Origin of the sequence: Fusibacter sp. A1, from assembly GCF_004125825.1 — a bacterium.
Classification (GTDB): Bacteria; Bacillota; Clostridia; order Peptostreptococcales; family Acidaminobacteraceae; genus QQWI01.
On sequence record NZ_QQWI01000006.1, the window covers coordinates 348309 to 367245 of the forward strand.

General features: G+C 42.0%; 17 protein-coding genes. 7 read left to right on the top strand and 10 right to left on the bottom strand.

What is annotated here, in order from left to right; genetic code table 11:
- Positions 1–14 precede the first annotated feature (14 nt).
- Positions 15–1013, bottom strand: coding sequence for a LacI family DNA-binding transcriptional regulator (locus DWB64_RS10930; RefSeq protein WP_129488270.1), 999 nt, complete (start codon positions 1011–1013; stop codon positions 15–17).
- 380 nt (positions 1014–1393) lie between these two features.
- Here DWB64_RS10930 and DWB64_RS10935 point away from each other — a divergent pair, with 380 nt between their 5' ends.
- Entirely contained in the window at positions 1394–2359 is a 966-nt protein-coding gene (locus DWB64_RS10935) for an N-acetylglucosamine kinase (RefSeq protein ID WP_164980363.1), read from the top strand.
- A gap of 616 nt (positions 2360–2975) precedes the next feature.
- On the opposite strand, the gene DWB64_RS10940 is transcribed toward DWB64_RS10935, so the two are convergent.
- The 5 genes from DWB64_RS10940 to DWB64_RS10960 all read right to left on the bottom strand — a co-directional run bounded on the left by DWB64_RS10940 (position 2976) and on the right by DWB64_RS10960 (position 8383).
- On the bottom strand, positions 2976–4769 hold the full coding sequence (locus DWB64_RS10940; RefSeq protein WP_129488272.1) for a diguanylate cyclase: 1794 nt from the start codon (positions 4767–4769) through the stop codon (positions 2976–2978).
- Between the two features lie 267 nt (positions 4770–5036).
- Entirely contained in the window at positions 5037–5891 is an 855-nt protein-coding gene (locus DWB64_RS10945) for a PD40 domain-containing protein (protein ID WP_164980364.1), read from the bottom strand.
- Between the two features lie 179 nt (positions 5892–6070).
- The gene (locus tag DWB64_RS10950) at positions 6071–6511 is read right to left on the bottom strand and encodes an NUDIX pyrophosphatase (RefSeq protein WP_129488274.1); all 441 of its coding nucleotides are present in this window, start codon (positions 6509–6511) and stop codon (positions 6071–6073) included.
- 49 nt (positions 6512–6560) lie between these two features.
- Positions 6561–6941: a hypothetical protein gene (locus DWB64_RS10955; protein ID WP_129488275.1), complete on the bottom strand. Its 381-nt coding sequence runs from the start codon at positions 6939–6941 to the stop codon at positions 6561–6563.
- 494 nt (positions 6942–7435) lie between these two features.
- On the bottom strand, positions 7436–8383 hold the full coding sequence (locus tag DWB64_RS10960) for an NAD(P)-dependent oxidoreductase (RefSeq protein ID WP_164980365.1): 948 nt from the start codon (positions 8381–8383) through the stop codon (positions 7436–7438).
- Positions 8384–8544: 161 nt separating this feature from the next.
- Between DWB64_RS10960 and DWB64_RS10965 the strand changes: the two genes are divergently transcribed.
- A complete protein-coding gene (locus DWB64_RS10965) occupies positions 8545–9009 on the top strand; it encodes a bacteriohemerythrin (RefSeq protein ID WP_129488277.1) in 465 nt (154 codons plus the stop codon).
- Positions 9010–9075: 66 nt separating this feature from the next.
- Here the strand turns inward: DWB64_RS10965 and DWB64_RS10970 are convergent, their stop codons facing one another.
- Genes DWB64_RS10970 through DWB64_RS10980 form a run of 3 tightly spaced genes read right to left on the bottom strand, consistent with a single transcriptional unit; the run spans position 9076 to position 15681 of the window.
- Positions 9076–12411: a hypothetical protein gene (locus DWB64_RS10970; RefSeq protein WP_129488278.1), complete on the bottom strand. Its 3336-nt coding sequence runs from the start codon at positions 12409–12411 to the stop codon at positions 9076–9078.
- 12 nt (positions 12412–12423) lie between these two features.
- Positions 12424–13302 (bottom strand): zinc ribbon domain-containing protein, encoded by an 879-nt coding sequence (locus DWB64_RS10975; protein ID WP_129488279.1) that lies wholly within the window; start codon positions 13300–13302, stop codon positions 12424–12426.
- 27 nt (positions 13303–13329) lie between these two features.
- The gene (locus DWB64_RS10980; RefSeq protein WP_129488280.1) at positions 13330–15681 is read right to left on the bottom strand and encodes a clostripain-related cysteine peptidase; all 2352 of its coding nucleotides are present in this window, start codon (positions 15679–15681) and stop codon (positions 13330–13332) included.
- A gap of 143 nt (positions 15682–15824) precedes the next feature.
- Here DWB64_RS10980 and DWB64_RS10985 point away from each other — a divergent pair, with 143 nt between their 5' ends.
- The 5 genes from DWB64_RS10985 to DWB64_RS11005 all read left to right on the top strand — a co-directional run bounded on the left by DWB64_RS10985 (position 15825) and on the right by DWB64_RS11005 (position 18582).
- Positions 15825–16487, top strand: a complete 663-nt coding sequence (locus tag DWB64_RS10985) for a zinc ribbon domain-containing protein (protein ID WP_129488281.1) — start codon at positions 15825–15827, stop codon at positions 16485–16487.
- Complete coding sequence (locus tag DWB64_RS10990) at positions 16487–17296, top strand: ankyrin repeat domain-containing protein (protein ID WP_129488282.1); 810 nt, start codon at positions 16487–16489, stop codon at positions 17294–17296. The genes DWB64_RS10985 and DWB64_RS10990 overlap by 1 nt, the downstream gene beginning before the upstream one ends.
- The gene (locus DWB64_RS10995) at positions 17289–17786 is read left to right on the top strand and encodes a hypothetical protein (protein ID WP_129488283.1); all 498 of its coding nucleotides are present in this window, start codon (positions 17289–17291) and stop codon (positions 17784–17786) included. Before DWB64_RS10990 ends, DWB64_RS10995 begins: the two co-directional genes overlap by 8 nt.
- The gene (locus tag DWB64_RS11000) at positions 17776–18315 is read left to right on the top strand and encodes a hypothetical protein (RefSeq protein WP_129488284.1); all 540 of its coding nucleotides are present in this window, start codon (positions 17776–17778) and stop codon (positions 18313–18315) included. Before DWB64_RS10995 ends, DWB64_RS11000 begins: the two co-directional genes overlap by 11 nt.
- Positions 18316–18378: 63 nt before the next feature.
- Positions 18379–18582 (top strand): hypothetical protein, encoded by a 204-nt coding sequence (locus DWB64_RS11005; protein WP_129488285.1) that lies wholly within the window; start codon positions 18379–18381, stop codon positions 18580–18582.
- A 70-nt stretch (positions 18583–18652) separates the two neighbouring features.
- Here DWB64_RS11005 and DWB64_RS19270 read toward each other — a convergent pair whose 3' ends face one another.
- Complete coding sequence (locus DWB64_RS19270) at positions 18653–18817, bottom strand: hypothetical protein (RefSeq protein ID WP_164980366.1); 165 nt, start codon at positions 18815–18817, stop codon at positions 18653–18655.
- Between the last annotated feature and the right edge of the window lie 120 nt (positions 18818–18937).

Here is an 18937-nt window from a genome sequence, read left to right on the forward strand (position 1 = left end):
TAACAATCCCCCCGTTATAGGTTTTTGACAGAACTCCGAATGATTAATTGCGGTTCAAGTTTTACAATCATATTTTTTTTCAAGTTGTTCGACATTACCTTAAGTAACATTTCTACCGCTTCTTCAGCAAGCTCTTTGGCAGGCTGTTTAACCGTAGTCAGGAACGGATGAAGTTTACTACAAAACGGGTGATCGTCGTATCCAATCACAGATACATCCTCAGGCACTTTCAAACCATGTTCCCTTAAAGCATCAATGACGCCAAAAGCAATATTGTCATCTCCGGCAAATATGGCAGTTGGCATTCGCCCTTTTGCCAACCACTCGCACATTGCGTCATAACCGGTAGATATTTCGAAATCTCCTCTTATAACCCCATAAGCTTCAATTCCGACTTCTTCAATCGCCTTATTAAATCCCGCCATACGTTCTTCAGCTGAAAGGAGTGATTCCGGTCCGCCAACATGTGCAATCAGTTCATGGCCCGCCTCAATCAGATATTTTGTCGCTTCATAACCACCCTTGAAATTATCCACTACCACAGAGGGGACCGTAAACGGATACCTCTGATTATCGATAATCACAAAGGGAACTCGATTTTGCTTTAATGATTCTAAATAACCCTCATCAAAAATCGGAGTCAACACTAGTACACCATCAAAACGATCCTGTTGAAAGAAGGAGTTGCCTCTTTCTTTTGACTCTAAGTCACCGTCATCAGCAACGCTGACCGCTAAAGAATAACAATACTTTTCAAGTGCGATATTTGCTGACATAACGACTTCCGACAAAAAGGAATCCGAAAGATTAGGTAAAATTATACCGATTACATTCGTTTTTCCCTTAGCAAGACTTCTTGCAGCTGCACTTGGTTGATAATTCAATTCCTTTACGGCTTTCATCACTTTGATACGACTACTTTCACGAACTGTTGATGCATTGTTTAACACTCTCGATACGGTAACTACTGACAAACCTGCTTTTTCAGCAACGTCGTATATGCTCACTCTCATCGTATGTTCCTTTCAAAAAAACCTAATTTTTTACTTCGCCCATACCAATTAGTTTACAATAAAACACGGTTTCTTACCATATCTTAAAAGTTAAAGCGATTACACTTTCGTCATAAGAAACGTTTACCTTCTTGTCAATGATTTATTTACGAAAATGATACATTTTTCTTTTATCTTGGTATTGCAACGCTTAAAACATTGTTCCGATTTACCCGTCATTCTTGCCATAGTGGTGGAATCGTGGTAAAATATAAGCGATTTAACTTTTGGTTTATCTGTGTACCATTAGTATTTGCCCTACGTATAACCCCGACTTTACGCCCAAAGTCATACGTAGAACCCCACGAACACGGAAATACAATACTATTGAAGGTGAAAAAGTGCAATATGTCATAGGAATTGACGGAGGCGGTACAAAAACACGCGGTGTTTTAAGCCTATTAACCGGTGAAGTAATCGCTGATGTAACGGTTGGACCATCAAACTACCAATTGATCGGTTCAAACAAGGCTCAAAAAACATTTCAAGCTTTGTTAGAAGCACTAACAGGTAACATAAACAAAGCTGATATTAAGTTTATCTACTTTGGATTATCAGGAGCAGATTTGCCTTCTGACTTTGAAACGATCTATCAATTTTTATCTCCACTCGTCGGAGACATCCCGCATTTAGTTGAAAATGATACCTGGTGCGTCTTTAGAAGCGCACTTCAGCAGCAATGGGGTGTAGTTTCACTATATGGTACAGGTTCGAATGCAGGAGCCGTTGAACTTAACGGTAAAAAGCATATTCTAAGAGCACTTGGCTATGCGACCGGCGGCTTTGGTGGCGGAGATGAAATCGCTATGACCGCATTACATTATGCCTTTAGGGCAGATGAAGGAACCTATAAACAAACTTCCCTTTCCACTTTGATACCATCTATGCTAGTCCTCGAATCGATGACCGATGTTGTAGATTATGTTTATCCCACATTTAAGATCAGCGAGAAGGTATTTAAGCTCTTACCGCCTGTCGTATTTGAAGAAGCAGGAAAAGGCGACTCTGTTTGCATCGAAATACTAACTAATTTCGGCAAAACGCAAGGGGAAATGGTCAAAGGCATGTTAACAAAAGCAAAGCTCACAAACCATCAAGTACCAGTCGTTCTTGGAGGCAGTGTTTACAAGGGCTCTACTCCACACTTTCTAGATGCAATGATGAAAACAATAAAAGAGGTCGCACCAGATGCCTATGCAGTCAAACCGGAACTGCCTCCTGTTGCAGGATCAGTACTGTACGCACTCGAAAAGTCAAACACTGCAGTAACAAACGAAACGTATGATTTTTTACAAACACTAATCTAAAGTTTAAAGCCACTAAAAAAACAAGATTGAGCAACCTAAAAAAGGTCACCTCAATCTTGTTTTTTTATTCAAGAGTGTTCGAGTAATAAAAGTTTAGATATTTAAATACTTTTTCTGTGAAAGAAATATTATCTGATTTGGCCACACTTCGAATCTTGCAATTGATATTAATTATCATTATGACAAAATGCATTTAGGAGGATTATGACCTATGCATAAAGATTTCTATCAAGTTAAATTAATAGAACGCACGAAAATCACACAAGACGTTTATGCTTTCAAATTTGAAAAGCCACACGAATTGGTGAGTCATCTTCAGATTTCAAGCATAAACTCTTAGATTTATCTTACTATGGGTATTGGCAGCTCGCCAGGATATGACTACAAAGCTTTTTTACCTAGTGCTGCTGGGCTAGTATCAAGATTTGTACACTCGAAAGACGACTATTATACAGCTCTAAATAAGGCATATGATGAAAAGCAATTGATTTTGAATCCATAGACATTTTAAAACCCTCTCTGTATATGCGCTGAGAGGGTTTCTATGATTTGGTCGGGTGTCTCTTTTGGGGTTAAAAACGTTCTCACCATAGCAGTAAACAATCAACAAGGCAACTTAATCCCGATTCTGCGGCTTGACGAACTCAAAATACTTCACATCCTCATTTTTTAGGTGTCCTTCAAGAATTACGCCCGATATGAATGTGAACAGCTCGACTGGCGAGATATTGCCCTGTAGTGCTTTTTCATAAATTGATTTTACCTTTTGAAGCAGCAAGTCATGAATTGCCATGTGTTCTTTGACATTTGGGTAGCCCACTGCATTCAAAATGCTTATTTCACTTGTGAAATGCTGCTCGATCTCATGCAAAAATGCATCCACACTATGCAGTGTTTCTGTAAATGTGTTTTTTCCAAGTGCGCTTTCAATAATCGTGTTAAATCTATCGAGTAGCATTTTGTGTTCTTGATCGATGACAGGGTGATTGCAATTCCAGGCATTATCCCAGTTGACTTTGACTAGAATATTCTTCTCGGTGAGATGATCGCTGATTGACACTTTGTTTTTCCCACTGTTCTTAGAGACATAAAGCGCCCTGTCCGTGCGAAGGAACCATGATTCCAGATACTCGTGCTCAACCCACTGCGAGCACCCAATGCTTGCACTCACACCTGATGTCTGGCTAATTTCAATTTGCTCGATTCCTTGGCGAATCCGTTCAGCCACGCGTTCTGCTTCAATCAGTGCCGTATGCGGTAAAAGTAAGATGAACTCGTCGCCACCCCATCTTGAAAAGACATCTTCACCGCGAATCAACTCATTGACGCAGGCAACCACATTCAATAGGACCTTATCACCTGTCGCATGCCCGTAGGTATCGTTTACATTTTTAAAATGGTCGAGATCGAAGTAGACCAATGAAATAGGATATTGGTGCCTTAGCGCTTGGCTGAATTCCTCAAAAACCCTCTGGTTAAAATACTCCCGTGTATAGATTCCTGTAAACCGGTCCTTGATGAACTTCTGCTCAAGCTCGATCTTGCTCGTGAGCATCCGATTATAGTTCATAATACCAGTGTATGTCTTCCTTGAAATGATGACGCCAATAAGCATAACAAATAGAAACGCTAAGAAAAACAGACCCCTTTGGTCTTTCCAACCACCTTTTGGAACACTGTATACATCCCAGCCCCCCAAAGAATCCACTGTCCTGAATTTAAGCGGTTCCATCGTGAGAATCTTCTGGTCGCCATAGATGACTTTGTCTGGATGATCCGCATGTGTCACAAAATAGTCAACTTGATTTATTTGAGAAAAACTATCGATGAAAGCAAATGCTTGCTCAGCCTTAAGAACAATACTGACCATGCCCCAATAGTCGCCACTTTTCACAAGCGGCATTCTGATGATAAATCCAACGCCCCCCTGAACAAGGTTCACTGGCCCTGTGAATAGCGTTTCCAGGTTCTCCTTGACCCGGATGACGTCATCTTCCTGCTCTGGAATTTCTGCAAGATTGATCCCGATAATCGCCTCATTTCCCTCAATCGGATAAACCCACATCGCTGTGGTATCCTTGAAAATGCCGACATTTTTTATATCTTCAAGGTGGTCCTTTAAAAGATAGTGCAGATACATATTGATCTGATCATCCGTAAAATCTTCATTCAATTGAATGAATGCGGAGAAACCAGAAAGCAGACTGGTGTTCTCATGTGTGAAATCCTGTACTTCATTAATCAGATTGTGGTAGTGGATAGAAACATCGTACTCGCGATCAGCCTTCAACTGTTCATAGAAACCAAACAGAAGCGCAGACATGACCACAGTCAGTAACAGAAAAGCCGAAACAGCAACAGCATATGCAATTATCTTCTTGCCTTTTGAGTTCATCTGAAGATGTGTCATCTTAGGCCTCCTGAGAATCGTGTCAAATGAATCGCTTCACTATATCTCTCATACCCAAAATATTAAACCAGACACAAACATGCCGTATATAAGTGTCGATCATCTATCTACGGCAAAGTTCTACCGCTTCTTGGTGAGCGGCATCAGTATGTATTTTAGTTCATGGTGTCACTTATGTTCTTAATATTCTTAATGTCCATACCTTCTATGCCCTTCATTTCGGGACATTCCTCTTCACAAGAATAAATTGGTTTGTGTTTAGCTGATTCAAAAGTAATCCAAATGCATTCGAATATCGTTAATTATCCCAGCATCAACCCAATACATATCGTTATGATTGGCTAAATTTGTCGACCTTGTAAAGAAAAGTTGTTTACCATCTGGAGTAAGTCCAGGGAATCTTTCCTGATATTCAGTATTTATACTAGGTCCCATGTTTAACGCTTTAGACCAATCACCATTTTTATTATGAAATGAAATGTAGATGTCACCACAACCCGAACTCCCAGGTCTGTCAGATGAAAACAATAAGAAACTCTCATCTGGGGAGATAAATGGGCACCAGTTAAGAAAACCGTCCAAATTTATTTGCTTAGGAAGTAACTCCGCGCTAATGTATTTGCCATTTACTAATTCAGATTTAAAAATCCCAAATCGCCTTGTTGAATCATACTCGCTGGAGCTTTTTATATAATCTAAAAAATAAATTGTGCCATCCTCAGTAACAGAAGGTGTCCAACTCCCTATTGGTTTTCCTAGTGCAATTGGTTCATCCCATCCAGAATCAGTTTTTAGAACTTTCCAAATTCTCAATTCCATTTCACCATCTACTTTTAAGGGTCTGTTCGACGCAAAGTAAAGCGCCTTTCCATCACAAGAAATAAAAGGATGATCATCATTGTATACTCCTGAAAATCTTGTGATTTGTGGTTCAGACCATTTCCCATTCTCATATACAGAAAAAAATATCGCCCTTGGATGATCCTCCCCTTTAACAGTAGACCAATACATTTCACATCCATCGCTAGTAAAAGTAGGACTACTATGAGCTAATTGCTTGATTAAATCAGGAAGAAATAATTTGGGATTATTATCAACTTTATTCATCTCTAAACACTTCATATACGATCTCCTTAGTTTCATTACTTTCAATCTGCTAGGTACATTTATTGTTTTACTATATTTATCAAATACAATATGGAAAACCTTAATTGAAAAAGCAACTGTCGTATAAGGTAAAAAGGTTCATATAAACTATACAGGTCAAGGTCATTACGGTTTATTTTAAATGCTTGAAAGAATCACCTTCTCTCAAGTCGAGTGACAAGTTCCCATAAGGCAGTTTTATTTCTATCATATTTCAGTAACCTTATGGCTTCTGAGTATGTAACCCATTTGTATTGGCTATGTTCACTTGAAATCTTAAAACTCACATCATCTATCTTTACACCAAAGCAGTATTCAGGGATTACATAAACATCATCTCCCCATAAAAATTCACCGAATATGGATACTGGTATTGAAGTCTTTGTATCAAGTGGTATGTAATCTAATGTTGATGAAATTCCTGCTTCCTCGTAACTTTCTCTTTTTGCGGTATCTAATATACTCTTATCAAAATCTTCACCACCGCCAGCTATCCATTGCCAACAGTTCATATCTGATCTACTAAAAATTGCGAACTTATATTCATCTTCAACCTTGCGATACGGAATCACCAATACTTGGTATGCAGCTCTCATAACTTCTCCTTTTCTGTAACAGCTACTTGCGCCGTTCATTCTCATTCTTTTATTTTGGTTCTACCGTTAACTTGCCTAAATTAAAGATCTTTACAATAACCCATGTTGTAATTTGAGAGCAAAGGACAATAAGTGTCAGTACCAATACATCTAGTTCAGGAAGGTTTAAAAAGCCTCTACCTATACCATAAGCTGCATTGGGGTTGAACAGATAGGCTAATCCGTAGTAGAGGATGACACATAAAAAGATGTATCTGGCTTTGATTTCACGAAACATCATAAAAATCAGAGTTACGAGTATCGATGAAATCCCTATTGTAAGGTTGATTCTTAAACTGTCTGACGAACCTATCTGTAGGAACAGCGGAACAATGAAAAATTGAACCATGTAGGTCGTTAGAATCATTGCTATGCTATTTAGTAGACTCACAGTAAGCTCCATTCTCTCTTGGTTGCATGTCTAGTTGAATGGCTTAAAATCATTGTCAGCGATTATATTCAAAACAACTCTTAACTGAGCAAATTTCATAATAGGTCACAAGGGATATTGCATATTCTTTTACATTGTTTTGTTTCTTTTCCGTTAAGTCACTTCTTTTAACCCAAGTTGGTGAAAGTTTACTTAATGGATATTCTGTTAAACTCGTTTAATCCCCTGTAACCACATTCAAATCAATGCTTTGAGACTACTTCCATTTTCCAATCAACTCCACCCAAGAGTTTTCATATTATATCCATCACATACTGTGATAGTGCTCCGTTTCTATTATTATAATGCACAAATCGTAATACTCAAACTGAATTCAAGAAATATACGGCCAATCCAATGCTGCCTTATGAAACAGCACAAATGAACTAACTACATATAAAAAGATCCATCGCATTCACAATGGATCAAAATTACTTTCATCTACTAAATGATCTCTATAACTTCCTCCCCCTAAAATCCCCACCAGCAATCCGAATGAGCTGATCAGCCACATCCGAATACCTCAGTTCCAGTGAATGATCCTCGAATCCGGCGCAGTGTGGTGTCATGACCACATTGTCAAAGGACTCAATCGGATGCTTGGATGGCATGACGATCTTCCTGTCCTTCGAAGGATACTGGAACCACACGTCTGATCCAAAGCCTTTCAAATCTCCTGATTTGAGCGATTCATAAAGGGCATCCTCATCGATGATCTGCCCCCTGCCGATATTAATAAGCACCTTTTTCTTTAGGGCTGCAAACATGGTCTCGTCAATACGACCATTGGTTTCATCCGTCAGCGGCACCGCGATAACGAAGACATCGGACCACACGGCAAGCTCTTCCAGTCTTTTGAAAACATGCACATCATGAGGTCTTCTGTTCCTGTAATCAAGCACGCCAACCTCTATTCCAAATGGCTTCATCAGCCTGTGTATCTCCTTGCCTATAATACCGTATCCATAAATCGCCACACGCTTATTCGACAGGCTTGTCCAGCTGACGCGATCCGGCTCGGTCCTTTTGCTCCAGTCACCCTTCATCAGATTATTATTATAGAACACGAGCTTCCCCAGAACTGCAAGGGTCAGCGCCAGTGCCCTTTCCGCCACAAAATGGCTGTGTGCCGTGGAGTTGAATATCATAATGCCCTTTGACTGCATAGGAGCAGTATCAAGACCGTTCAGTCCTGTGTAAGGCACTATGACCGCCCGAACATTTGGAAAGACCTCAAGCATTGCCTTGTTGAACTCTCCCGTAATGAGGGCCTGAACCTTTGAATGGACGCCCAAGTCCTTGTCCGCCAGGCGGAACTCAATGTTCGCCTTGTTGAACTCCCGTTCTTTGTTTGTTGTAATGTATTTATAAACCTTGTCGTATATGGTTGCTGCGTAGTACATATCCATCTCCCGTTCAGTCACTGACTCCATTACCCTTGCTTTGGCATGGTTCATTTTTTATTATAGATCTTTATTGTAGGTCTCTATCAATATTTTATTTTAGACTTTCATCTTAGCTCTTTCTATTCGATGAAAAAAGTTCTATCTCCTTCTAATTGGGTATGAAACATATAAGTACCACAAATATATTGATATGGGGAGGGATTCTTATTTTTATTTGGAACGAATCATTCGAACTTGGCATACCCGAGCTGGACAAACAACATAAGCACCTGTTTGAAGTAGGATCAAATCTTCATGAGCTTATTGATCGTGTTGACTATGAAGACGTTTATGATGATATAATCAGCCATGTGGAAGAACTTAAAGAGTACACCATTTTCCACTTCAACTCTGAGGAAGCATTTTTTGATACTTACGGCTATTCGGGTTCTAACATGCACAAGGTAGAGCACCAGCAGTTCATTGACTATCTTGACGGGATCGATCTTTCGCAGGTTGATGCAAATCAGCAGGAAGCACTCCTTGACCTGGTTAAATTCATTGCCAAATGGATCTTCAAGCATATCAATGACTCAGATTCAAAATATGCATTTGAGATCAAGCAAAAGCAGAACAGTAATTAGTGTTTTGCTGCACATAATATACAAATGTTAAAAGCGCTAGATTTTCTAGCGCTTTTAGTTTTGCCTTTACAGTCTTCCCGCCAACTGCACCATGTCTCTAACAACTTCTTTGACGTTGACATAGCCCGTTTCCTTTTTCAGCAGGCTATTCAGCTTGACTTCAACATCCGGAGTAAACTCAAAGTTCGGCGATACGCGTTCTACAATATTCATTGCAAGGCTTAACGATGCGTCAACCTCGGGAACATTGAATCCCTGTTTCTTATGACTTTTCAACACCTTTTTAAAGGATACGACAAACTTGCCTGACTGGGCAATCATCTCCCCGGCGCTCGCAGAGTTGTTCACCTTGTTCCAGTAAACGGCACCATAGCCAGCTCCGTCATTCAGCTTCTTATTACCAGCGTACACGCTCAGTATTTCAGGATCAACATTGACATACCTGTAAACGCCATCCTTGCCCTTGTGCATTTTTTGCGTTGCAAAACCGCCAAATGCTTCATCGCCATGACGGGTCATTCCAACCTGCTGACATTCGTCCGCATTGTAGCCCGTATTCTCCTTGAACCAGGATTTTGCCTGATCAGCCCAGTGTCTCGCACTGACTTCAAGAACAGCTCCACGATCGTCCTTATACACCACTCGGAAGTCATCATCCTGACTGAATTTTGAGTTGCTCATGCTTACGACATCAATGTCCTTGCCTTCCCAAGGAACGTTTTTCATTTTCTTCATTTCGGAAACCAGGAAATCTTTTCGCTTTGTCTTCAGTTTTGAGTAAGTCTCCATGAAGGCTTTCTGGTACTTCGCGTCCACATCCTTCAGAGTCCTCATTGAGTTCTGCTTGTTGTCACTCCAGTTTTCCATCATTGTCTCAAAGCTTACTTTACCGGTAGACTCAACCTCAAGCATTAACTTCTTGGCTGGCATGCCGTCAGGAAGATCCGAAATTGTGTATGCCTTATTTACTTTTCTTGGAATGACGCTTGCATCAAGTATGCTTGTTGCCGCCTGGCCATAAACTTCATCAGAAAGCTTGATCTTTGGCTTGACTGGTTCATTTCCAGGATTCAGGCCTACATACTGCTTTCTTACGCTGTCATGCATAGGTAGATTGTTCTTGATTGCTGAAGTAACTAAAGCTTTTGATACAAGTCCACTCAATGCCATAGCCGTCAGAGCCATGCCCACTTCCTTGAACGCAACCAGCAGAGCCTTCTTCAAATCGACCATCACTTCACCAGGCTTGATGTATGGGTCGTTCTCCCATTTTTCTCCCCATTTGTCCCAGTCAATGTTCATCATCAGCGATCTGAAGAACACAAGCCCGAACATGTATGCTGTAGCTTTCCCCGCAGAGAGGAGGCCGCGAATTGAGGTTGCTGTTATCAAATGGTCAGGTGATGTTATAAGAAGCTCATAGACCTGCTGATCTTTCCATTCGGTGAAATTCTCCATGGTGTACCTGTCATACAGCTCAAACTTGTCTTTGATGTCGTTGATTATGGAAACAACAGTCTTTTTCATCATGCCAATTGCAGCCTGACCGAATGCCGCCCCAGGCGTTACGCCCATGTAAATCATCAGAACACCGTCGAGTGCGATATCGCCCACCCACTGCGTCCAGAATCGGATTTCATCATAAGTCTCGATGTCGTTCAGCATTTCCCTGTAGCCTTCAAGTCCATTGGCTTCGATCAGCTTCTGTGTGATGCTCCAAATCTTATGCCGGTACTCATAGATCAGGTCTGCACCCCAGACATACTTGTATGTGTCCAGATCCTTCAAGAACTTGTCACGGTATCCATTGTTGTTTGGGACATATGTCTCAATGATGTGCTTTGTAAAGGCATACTCCTCTTCAAGGTCCAGAGACCTGACTGGCTCCATGGGAGGCATCAGGCATAGCTTTACTGACCTCTCATGCTTTTCGCCTCTAACTTCAGACCTTATGACAAGCTCAGACTCGTAGGATACAGGCTGATCCTTGTCTTTCTTTCTTGATGTGATCGGCTCCTTTGTTTTAAGCTTGAATACCACTCTGGCAAAGGTATCATTTGAACTCTGGCTGTCGATGGCTTCTCGAACATTTTCCCAATCAGGAAGAACTTCAAAATCTATTTGGGCAATGGAGTATACGTTCCTGCTGACATCATCAAACGTCTTTAGTTCAAACTTGATATTTTCAAGAACTGGATAATCCGTTATGAGTCTGCCGTCAAACTCTTTTACAGCTGTCACCTTCAGCTCAGTTACGGTTGTTTTGTCGCCATATACAACTTTTGGCTCCTCTGATACAACAAACATACCTTCTCTTGCCACCGTTATGATGACTGCTTTTTCCAGGACTTCCCCTTCACACTTTGCAACTATTGTGATGGTGTACTCTTTTCTGGATTCACCCTCACTTAAATGAGACTTTGCACTATGAAGCTCGATTCTTGCCTTCTCGCTTGACAAGGAAGTGATAGTAACTGGGATCTGTGGCAAAGTCTTATCCTGATTAACGGTAAACATCCATACTTTACCATTTGAATTTGAAATGAACGGAGTGAGTGTCAAAGTACAGTTCTTCTTGTAAATGAGAACACCACGGGATTTCACTTTCAGCTCCGCCTGGTTTTCATCTTCTTCATCATCCGTTTTATCTTTGTCATCCGTCTGGTTCCTGTCATTCTTCTTCTTTTTTTCCTTTACCGGCTTGGATTTTTTTTCAAACCTCTTGCTGCCTGTTTTCTTCTTTCGAAGCACACTTAAGCCAACTATGGCTCCACTAATACCGATGAGGCCAAGCACACCCGTCATGAATCCACCGGAATCAGACCCGCTCATGTATTTAGCGATCTTGTCCGGATTCTGATCCTCCCATATCAGAAGAAGCAGGGCAATACCTTTTACTGAGTTTGTATCCAGCGTTGAGCTGTAATGGCTTTCCTTTACTTCCTTAATCTCATAATTCTCGTCCAGATACTGAGTTCCCGCCGGTACCCAGTTGGGGTAAGTAAAGATGTCAATGAACTTCTCGCGCGCCTTTATGTACTCCTTAGGATTCAAGCCCTTGTCACGATGGGTCTGCAAAAATGCAACATACTCCGGGATCATATGCTCAAAGCTTTTTCCGTTTTCATCGTATATTAGATAGGAGTTGTCTTCCACGAAATTCGGCTCATTCAACCTTACAATTTCTAGATCGAGTGCCTTCTGCAGTATTATGGCTCCATTGGGTTCCTCACCATCCATAACTGCACTTGCAGTAAAAATGCCTAGAAAATCTGCTCCCGACTGCCGCTCTTCAACACTTATGTCTTCATAGGAAAGCCAGGCATCTGCAAATGCAGGCAGACAGACCAGCTGCACCAAGGCGAGGATCAGTACGATCGCTGCCATTTTCTTAGTCTTCAAGAATCTCACCTCCTATAACTTGTGTCCACATTGCGTACAGAACTTTGAGCTTTCAGAAAGCTTTGCTCCACACTGAGTGCAAAACTGTTTTTTTGCTGTATTCACACCTTTAACTGGCTTTACATCTTCAGATGCCATTTTGTCTTCCATGACCTTTTTATCTGATGCTGCCTCTTTCTTTTCGCCCTCTTGCTCGACTAAAGATGAAATGTTCTTCACCGCTTGTGCCGCTTTTGAAAACAGCTTCAATATTTCTGCAGTATCAGGCGTCTTGGGCATGTCACCCCTGATCCGCAAGCCTGTCACACCTTCAGCTGTAACAGGCTTGGGAGTCGTGTTCCTGTCAATCGCCGATTGGCTCGCTTCCCAAACCTTGACTCTTTCATCCTCGTAGGCCCTGAAATAATCTTTCGGACCTTCCAACGCCAACTGATAAGTGCCCGGATTTTCATCGTTGAACAGTTTCCTGCCGGCTGACTCAGAAGGCGGCTCAAATCCCTCTGGATACGTCACATCCAGAAGAGCTTCCTCGAACTCTGGCGTCAAAGGCGACTCTGCATAGCTCACATCATCCTCTTCAAGGACATCCAGCATTGTTAAGCCCTCGTCATCCATATCCTCATGTTTATCAGTCTGGATGCCAGCTTTCTCTTTCACGGATATCATCTGCGTTTCAGCAGTGCTTTCAGACTGCGACACATTCAAGATCCACTCATCACCATTGAAGACATACCATTCTCCATCTTCAGAACCCAATCGATTCCAGTTGCCTAACTCATCCTGAAACTTGAGTTTCCTGACCTCTTCATCAAAGGTTATTCGATCTATTTTGCTGCTTAAAAACCTTCCCTTCAACTCCCAATACTTGCTCTCTAAAGCTGACTTGTCCATAAAGCCTCCTGTAGCTGATCAATCTCTCTAATCTTTATAATTGAATATCTCAAAACCTGAAAAGTCTCCATTTTGGGCGTAGTCTACGATATAAAACCCGTACATAAACGTTTCGCCCGTCGGCAGTTCCAGAAAATCAAGGTACGCTTCTTCTTCCAAAACAAACGGATCATCTAATGCTTCCTTGACTTCATAGGTTTCTGAATTGTATGCCTCAAAGATCGCTTCAACGGTATCCCCTATTTCAAGCTGGAAGAAGTCCTTATCAGCCATGATCTCTCCATCGTCGGTGACAGCCCATGCGCCCACTACCGAGTAGTAGCCGCCATCCTCATGGCTCTCATCCCAAGTCCATTTTCCAACAATATCTGCTCTTTGTCCGTTGATATATGCAGGTATGTTATACAAGTTGTATTCTGCGGTGTCCTCAACGACATAGATCGTCACAAGGTGGTCGTTCAGACCGGTCCAGTAGCCCTGGAAGTTATCCGATACGATTCCTGTTTCGGGATCATAGTTTACATTGGTATCCATGCCAAGAGACATGACCGCTGTCATTTCCTCATTTAGAACCAGTCCAAGGTAATTATATATGCTGGCGATGTTATTGGCATCTTCCTCTGAAATGATGATGGAGTACACATTGTCATCTGTCATTTCCGGTTCAGAGGCTTCGAAAAGGATACTTCTCGTGTCTGAGTTTTCTGCACTTATAAACTCCTCAACAAAGGTTTCATACATGTCAATGGGGTTTGAAACCCTATATGCAGCGAGGTTTTCCTCAAGCATCGCCTTGTCCATATATGGGAAAAATATGGACAGTCCGCCGCTGTAGTATCTTTCAGGGCCTTGGATTTTGTAGACAACGGCCAAGTCTATTGCTTTCATGAGCTCTTCTGCTCTAAATGCCTGATCGCCTTCAATATGTCGCGCGAAATCATACAGGTCGATTAATTCAGTGTAGCCTGTGAACATGTTGTTTCTGCCGTAGCTTTCGGCATTGTTGCGACCGTATGAAACAGTGTTGAAGGTTCTGACATCATCCATATTCATCATGAACTCTACTGACATGTCTTCCAGGGCCAGGACCACATCGCTTATATAGGATAAATCAACCACCGAAAGTGTGATCATGCTGTCTGTATCGTTTGCCTCTGAATGCTTCTGGTAAGTGTCGCATATGATTTTTCCCAGTTCCGCACCACCCATATCAGGGTTGGCATTCAGAGCTGCAAAAATGCCCTTGTAATCCCAGCCGTGTCCCGGCTCTGTCTCTTCCGAGGCGACCATGTACTTAGCGAATGGCTGCGCCATGAATGCGACCTCAACCGTAGCCATCAGACATGCATCGAATCCTAGTATCTCAAGCTCCACACCGGTTGCTTCCTTGGCTCGACGAAGAGCCGTTTCGATTTCGTCGATGGATAAATGATCCGGATACCTGTAGGATTGGTCTTCCACTTCAAAATGATCATCGCTTCCATATCCGTACAGTGGCCCTCCACCGTGGTTCCATAGATCAAGGACGTATTTCTCAGCGGGATAGTTGGCAACTGTCCAGACTATAAAATCATATAGGGTATCCGGGTCGCCGATGTTTTTCAAGCCTTCATTTCCAAGAAGCTCGATACTGTCCTTCGTTACTTTGAATCTCTGATTTTGAGAACCATCAACGACTTCATTTTGCCAGTATTTCGTTCCGCCGGTCTCAAGAATTATGTTGACGTCACGGCTTGAACCGTATGCTGCCATTTCCAGGATATCTGTCGTGGCGGCACCCCCATCAGATTCAAGATCCGTACCATTCATGAACACCATAAAGGTGTACTTTGCTTTCCCGGCAGGATCACTTGAGTTGTTATTGCCTCCATCGTTGCCGCCGCCAAGACTATCACTGTCAGAGACTCCATCACTTGAATCCGCACCACCGCTTCCAGACGTGTCCTGATTATCTCCTGTGCCATGATTGCCTGAAGTAAATACGTCTTCACCATCATAAGGCCCCTCACTGTCTGGCAAAAGCATCACGAGTCCAATGAATCCTGCGATCACAAGCACCAGGCCTATTAGAGCCTTCTTCAGGCAACCACCCTTTTTCTTTTCCCTTTTTCTTTCTTTTTTGCGTCTTCCAGACTTTTTCTTTTTCCCCGCCCTGGTTTCATGAATGGTTTCATCTGTAATTGTCTCAACACTTGAGCCTTGCACCAATTCTGAGTATGATGGACGTTCTTGCTCAGTTACTCCAACCGGGTCAGCTTGCGCTGATGTTTCAGCATCCTGAGTATGTATACCAGCAACTGGACTCCCACAGGAACCACAAAATTTCGAGTTTTCTTCAAGTGGCTCGCCGCACATCGTGCAAAATTTGCTATTTCCCATATATCCCCCTTCATAACAGTCCGTTCATAGTATATACTTATTATATCTTTTTTATGGCATATCCTACTAAGAATATTCATTTTTATTCACAAAAGTGGGTAAAACAAACCTTAGGAACCTAAATTCGGATTGGAGGAAACATCATGAGCAATTTCTGTCACAAATGCGGACATGAAATGGGGCCCGGAGACCTTTACTGTCCTAGCTGCAAGGCAATGACCAACGAAGAGTTGACTCCGGAAAAAATCGCTGAAATTCAGAAGAACTACAAAACAGACAAAAAAGGCTGTCTGAAATTTGTCGGGATACTCCTTGTGTTTGCCATCATAGTTTTAGGCTCATGGTTAACGGGCGGAGAGGAAGGCATGGCTGCCACTGTTCTGATTCTTGTATTTGCAATGCTAAACATAATCCTGTTCAAGCTGAATCAGAAGAAGAAAAAACAGAAAGTTAAGTCCAATTATTACAAGCTTTCACTGAAGGACGATTTAACCGATGTTGATGACAAGTGTCCTAGGTGCCACAGCATCGTTGGCGATGAGCAAGAGTTCTGCACAAACTGCGGAGCTAAACTCATTGACAATACGCCTAATGCTGAAAAGAAACCACTTAAGACGTTGTCCAAAAATCACATTTGCGAGAGTTGTCATGAAGTCATTCCTGCAGATGCTAAGTTCTGTAGCAGCTGTGGCTCAAAAGTTGAGATGCAATCTGTATGTCAGTCCTGCGGTGAGCTCATTGAGCCTGATCATCGATTCTGCGGAGGCTGTGGTTCAAAGGTCGATACGAAAGAGGGGTTAGCTTAATGAGTATAATGATTTTTCTAGCTCTTATTGTTTTGCTGGTCGTTCAGCTCATAATACTTAAAAGAAACAGCTCAAAATTCCAGTTGAACGAGGACGAAGCCAAGATTTCCGAACTGCTCGAAGCGATTCACAGCGGCAAACAGCAACACACCGACAAACGTGGACGAACAATTCTCATGATCGCCTGCGATGAGAGGCCAATACATAAATCATCAAGAGAAGGCTTTTTCAGGGTCATTCAGGAATCGCTCAAAACCGGAATTCGTGTCAATGCGCGCTCTCTGGAGAACGGAAAAACGGCATTGGCCTATGCTGCGGCAAAGCCATATAATACGGATGTTGTCGAGTACTTGATCAAAACAGGTGCCGACACTTCTTCCAAGGATTCACGAGGAAGAACCCCTTTGTTTGAGGCGGCAACTTACGGTGACTTGTCTGTTTTCAGTGCGGTTGCCAATCATACTTCCAACTTGAACGTAACCGATGATGAGGGCAATACGCCTCTCATGTCTGCTGTAGCTCAAATGAACCTTCCAGTTATTCACGAGCTGATAGAACGAAATGCGAATGTTAAACTCCGAAACAACAAGGGTGAAAGCGCATATGACATAGCGGCAAGGGTCAAGCCTAAATTCACAAAGTACAGCAGAAACAGTGCCAGACCAAACGAATACGGAAAACACAACCACACATTGGATGAAATGGTTCGGGAGCTTCACTGCCTTGAAAATGACGAGCCATTCAAACCTAAGAAATACGTTCCCCCTTCAACAGGCACCCTCGGAGACACAGGTGATCTAGATGACTAAAAACAACAGCAAGTTATGGAAATTTGTAAAACTGGGTATTATAGCAGCCGCCGTTGCCTGTGTTGCCTACATGGTATTGATGATTGGTTCTGTCCTGCTCATGATAATGGCTGCATCCGATCATACAGAGTTATACGGCGACATCATCGTTTCAGAAAGGACATATTATAAAGGTGATCCACTGCCTTTGGAGTTCCAGCCCCCAGAAGAACTTCAGGATATCCATGGTCTCATGTGGGATTTGCATTACGTCGACGAATCTTTAGATGCCAAGCTCATGGACAATCTGTTTGAGGGAGAGACGATCCTTGAAACTTACACTCAGGAGGAAGTCAATGAGATATTCGGGAAGGAAATAACTGATATAAGTCGGGTAGCCATTTATTATCCTACAGAACCCGGCGTTTTAAAAGTCGAGCTGTACGGATTTTATAAGCAGACAAATCCGCAGTACATCGCTGAGACTGAGGTGATCATTCATGAGAAGTAAATCCCTGATATTATTTCTGATGCTGGCTCTTATAATCTCCGGATGCTCCTTATTGGAAGACAAGGGCACCATCATAGGCAACCCTGATTTTGTTCCGAGTTTTGAGCATGTTGATATCGACACCTTTATAACCTCGTATATGGACCATCTTGCTGAAGTTAATCTGCCAGCTGCTTATGAGCGGCTTGAAGATCAGTCCCATTGGGATGCGGTTTATCTGGTTAATGAAAGGCACACGATCCAATATGACAACGGATTTCTCATTATAAGCTACGATACATCGGATATCGAAGTTGAACTGGATGACATGCTGCTATATGCAAAGGCTCTGATCATGACGCTTGATCCGGATACCCTTGCAGATGATTTCGATTCCAAAATGAATGAATACAACGGACTGACACAATTAGGCGGCAATATTTCCTGGTCGGAATTGGTTTTCTACGGAGATACAGTCCACTATGATTTCAATCTGACCAAGGAAGGTGTTTATCAGCTGCATGCCGAGGATACAAAAATGGGACACTAAGAAAAGTCTTTAACTTCAAAGTTAGTCCTGTTAATATATAATGGTTGAAAAGGAGTGATCCATTTGACGACAGCCATAGGCATTCTTGCCATTGTATTTGGTTTGTTCTTCGTGTCGTTGGGTTTATTGTTTGTCAAGTATGAACTCTCGCCTTTCAGGTTGTTTGTAAAACCAGAAGACGTGTTTTACAGGCTAAACTTTGGCATTCGCATAATGATTCCGGGCTTCATACTCTTCTATCTGGCATCGGTAATTCTACAAGCTTAAACTGAACATCAAAAACAGCGACGGACACCATTTGTCTATCGCTGTTTCTTTTGCTCTGATTCTAAATTTTCTACAGCTTGAATACCGCAAGCGATTCATTAAGTTCGTAAAGCTGCTTTCTCTTCTCACCCATTTCCATGCTTATTGAGCGCAGATTTTCAGTTTGCTGCACTGTAGATGCACTAATTTCTTCAGAGCCAGCTGCAGTTTGCTCTGATACTGTGGTATGGTTCACCGTATCGCACTAAACTGCGGTTTTTTCACTAATTAAAGACATCAGTACTATTCGATGCAACATACTCATGTGATTGTTTTATAAGATTTATCATATTATCTAGTGTTTTCTAACGACACT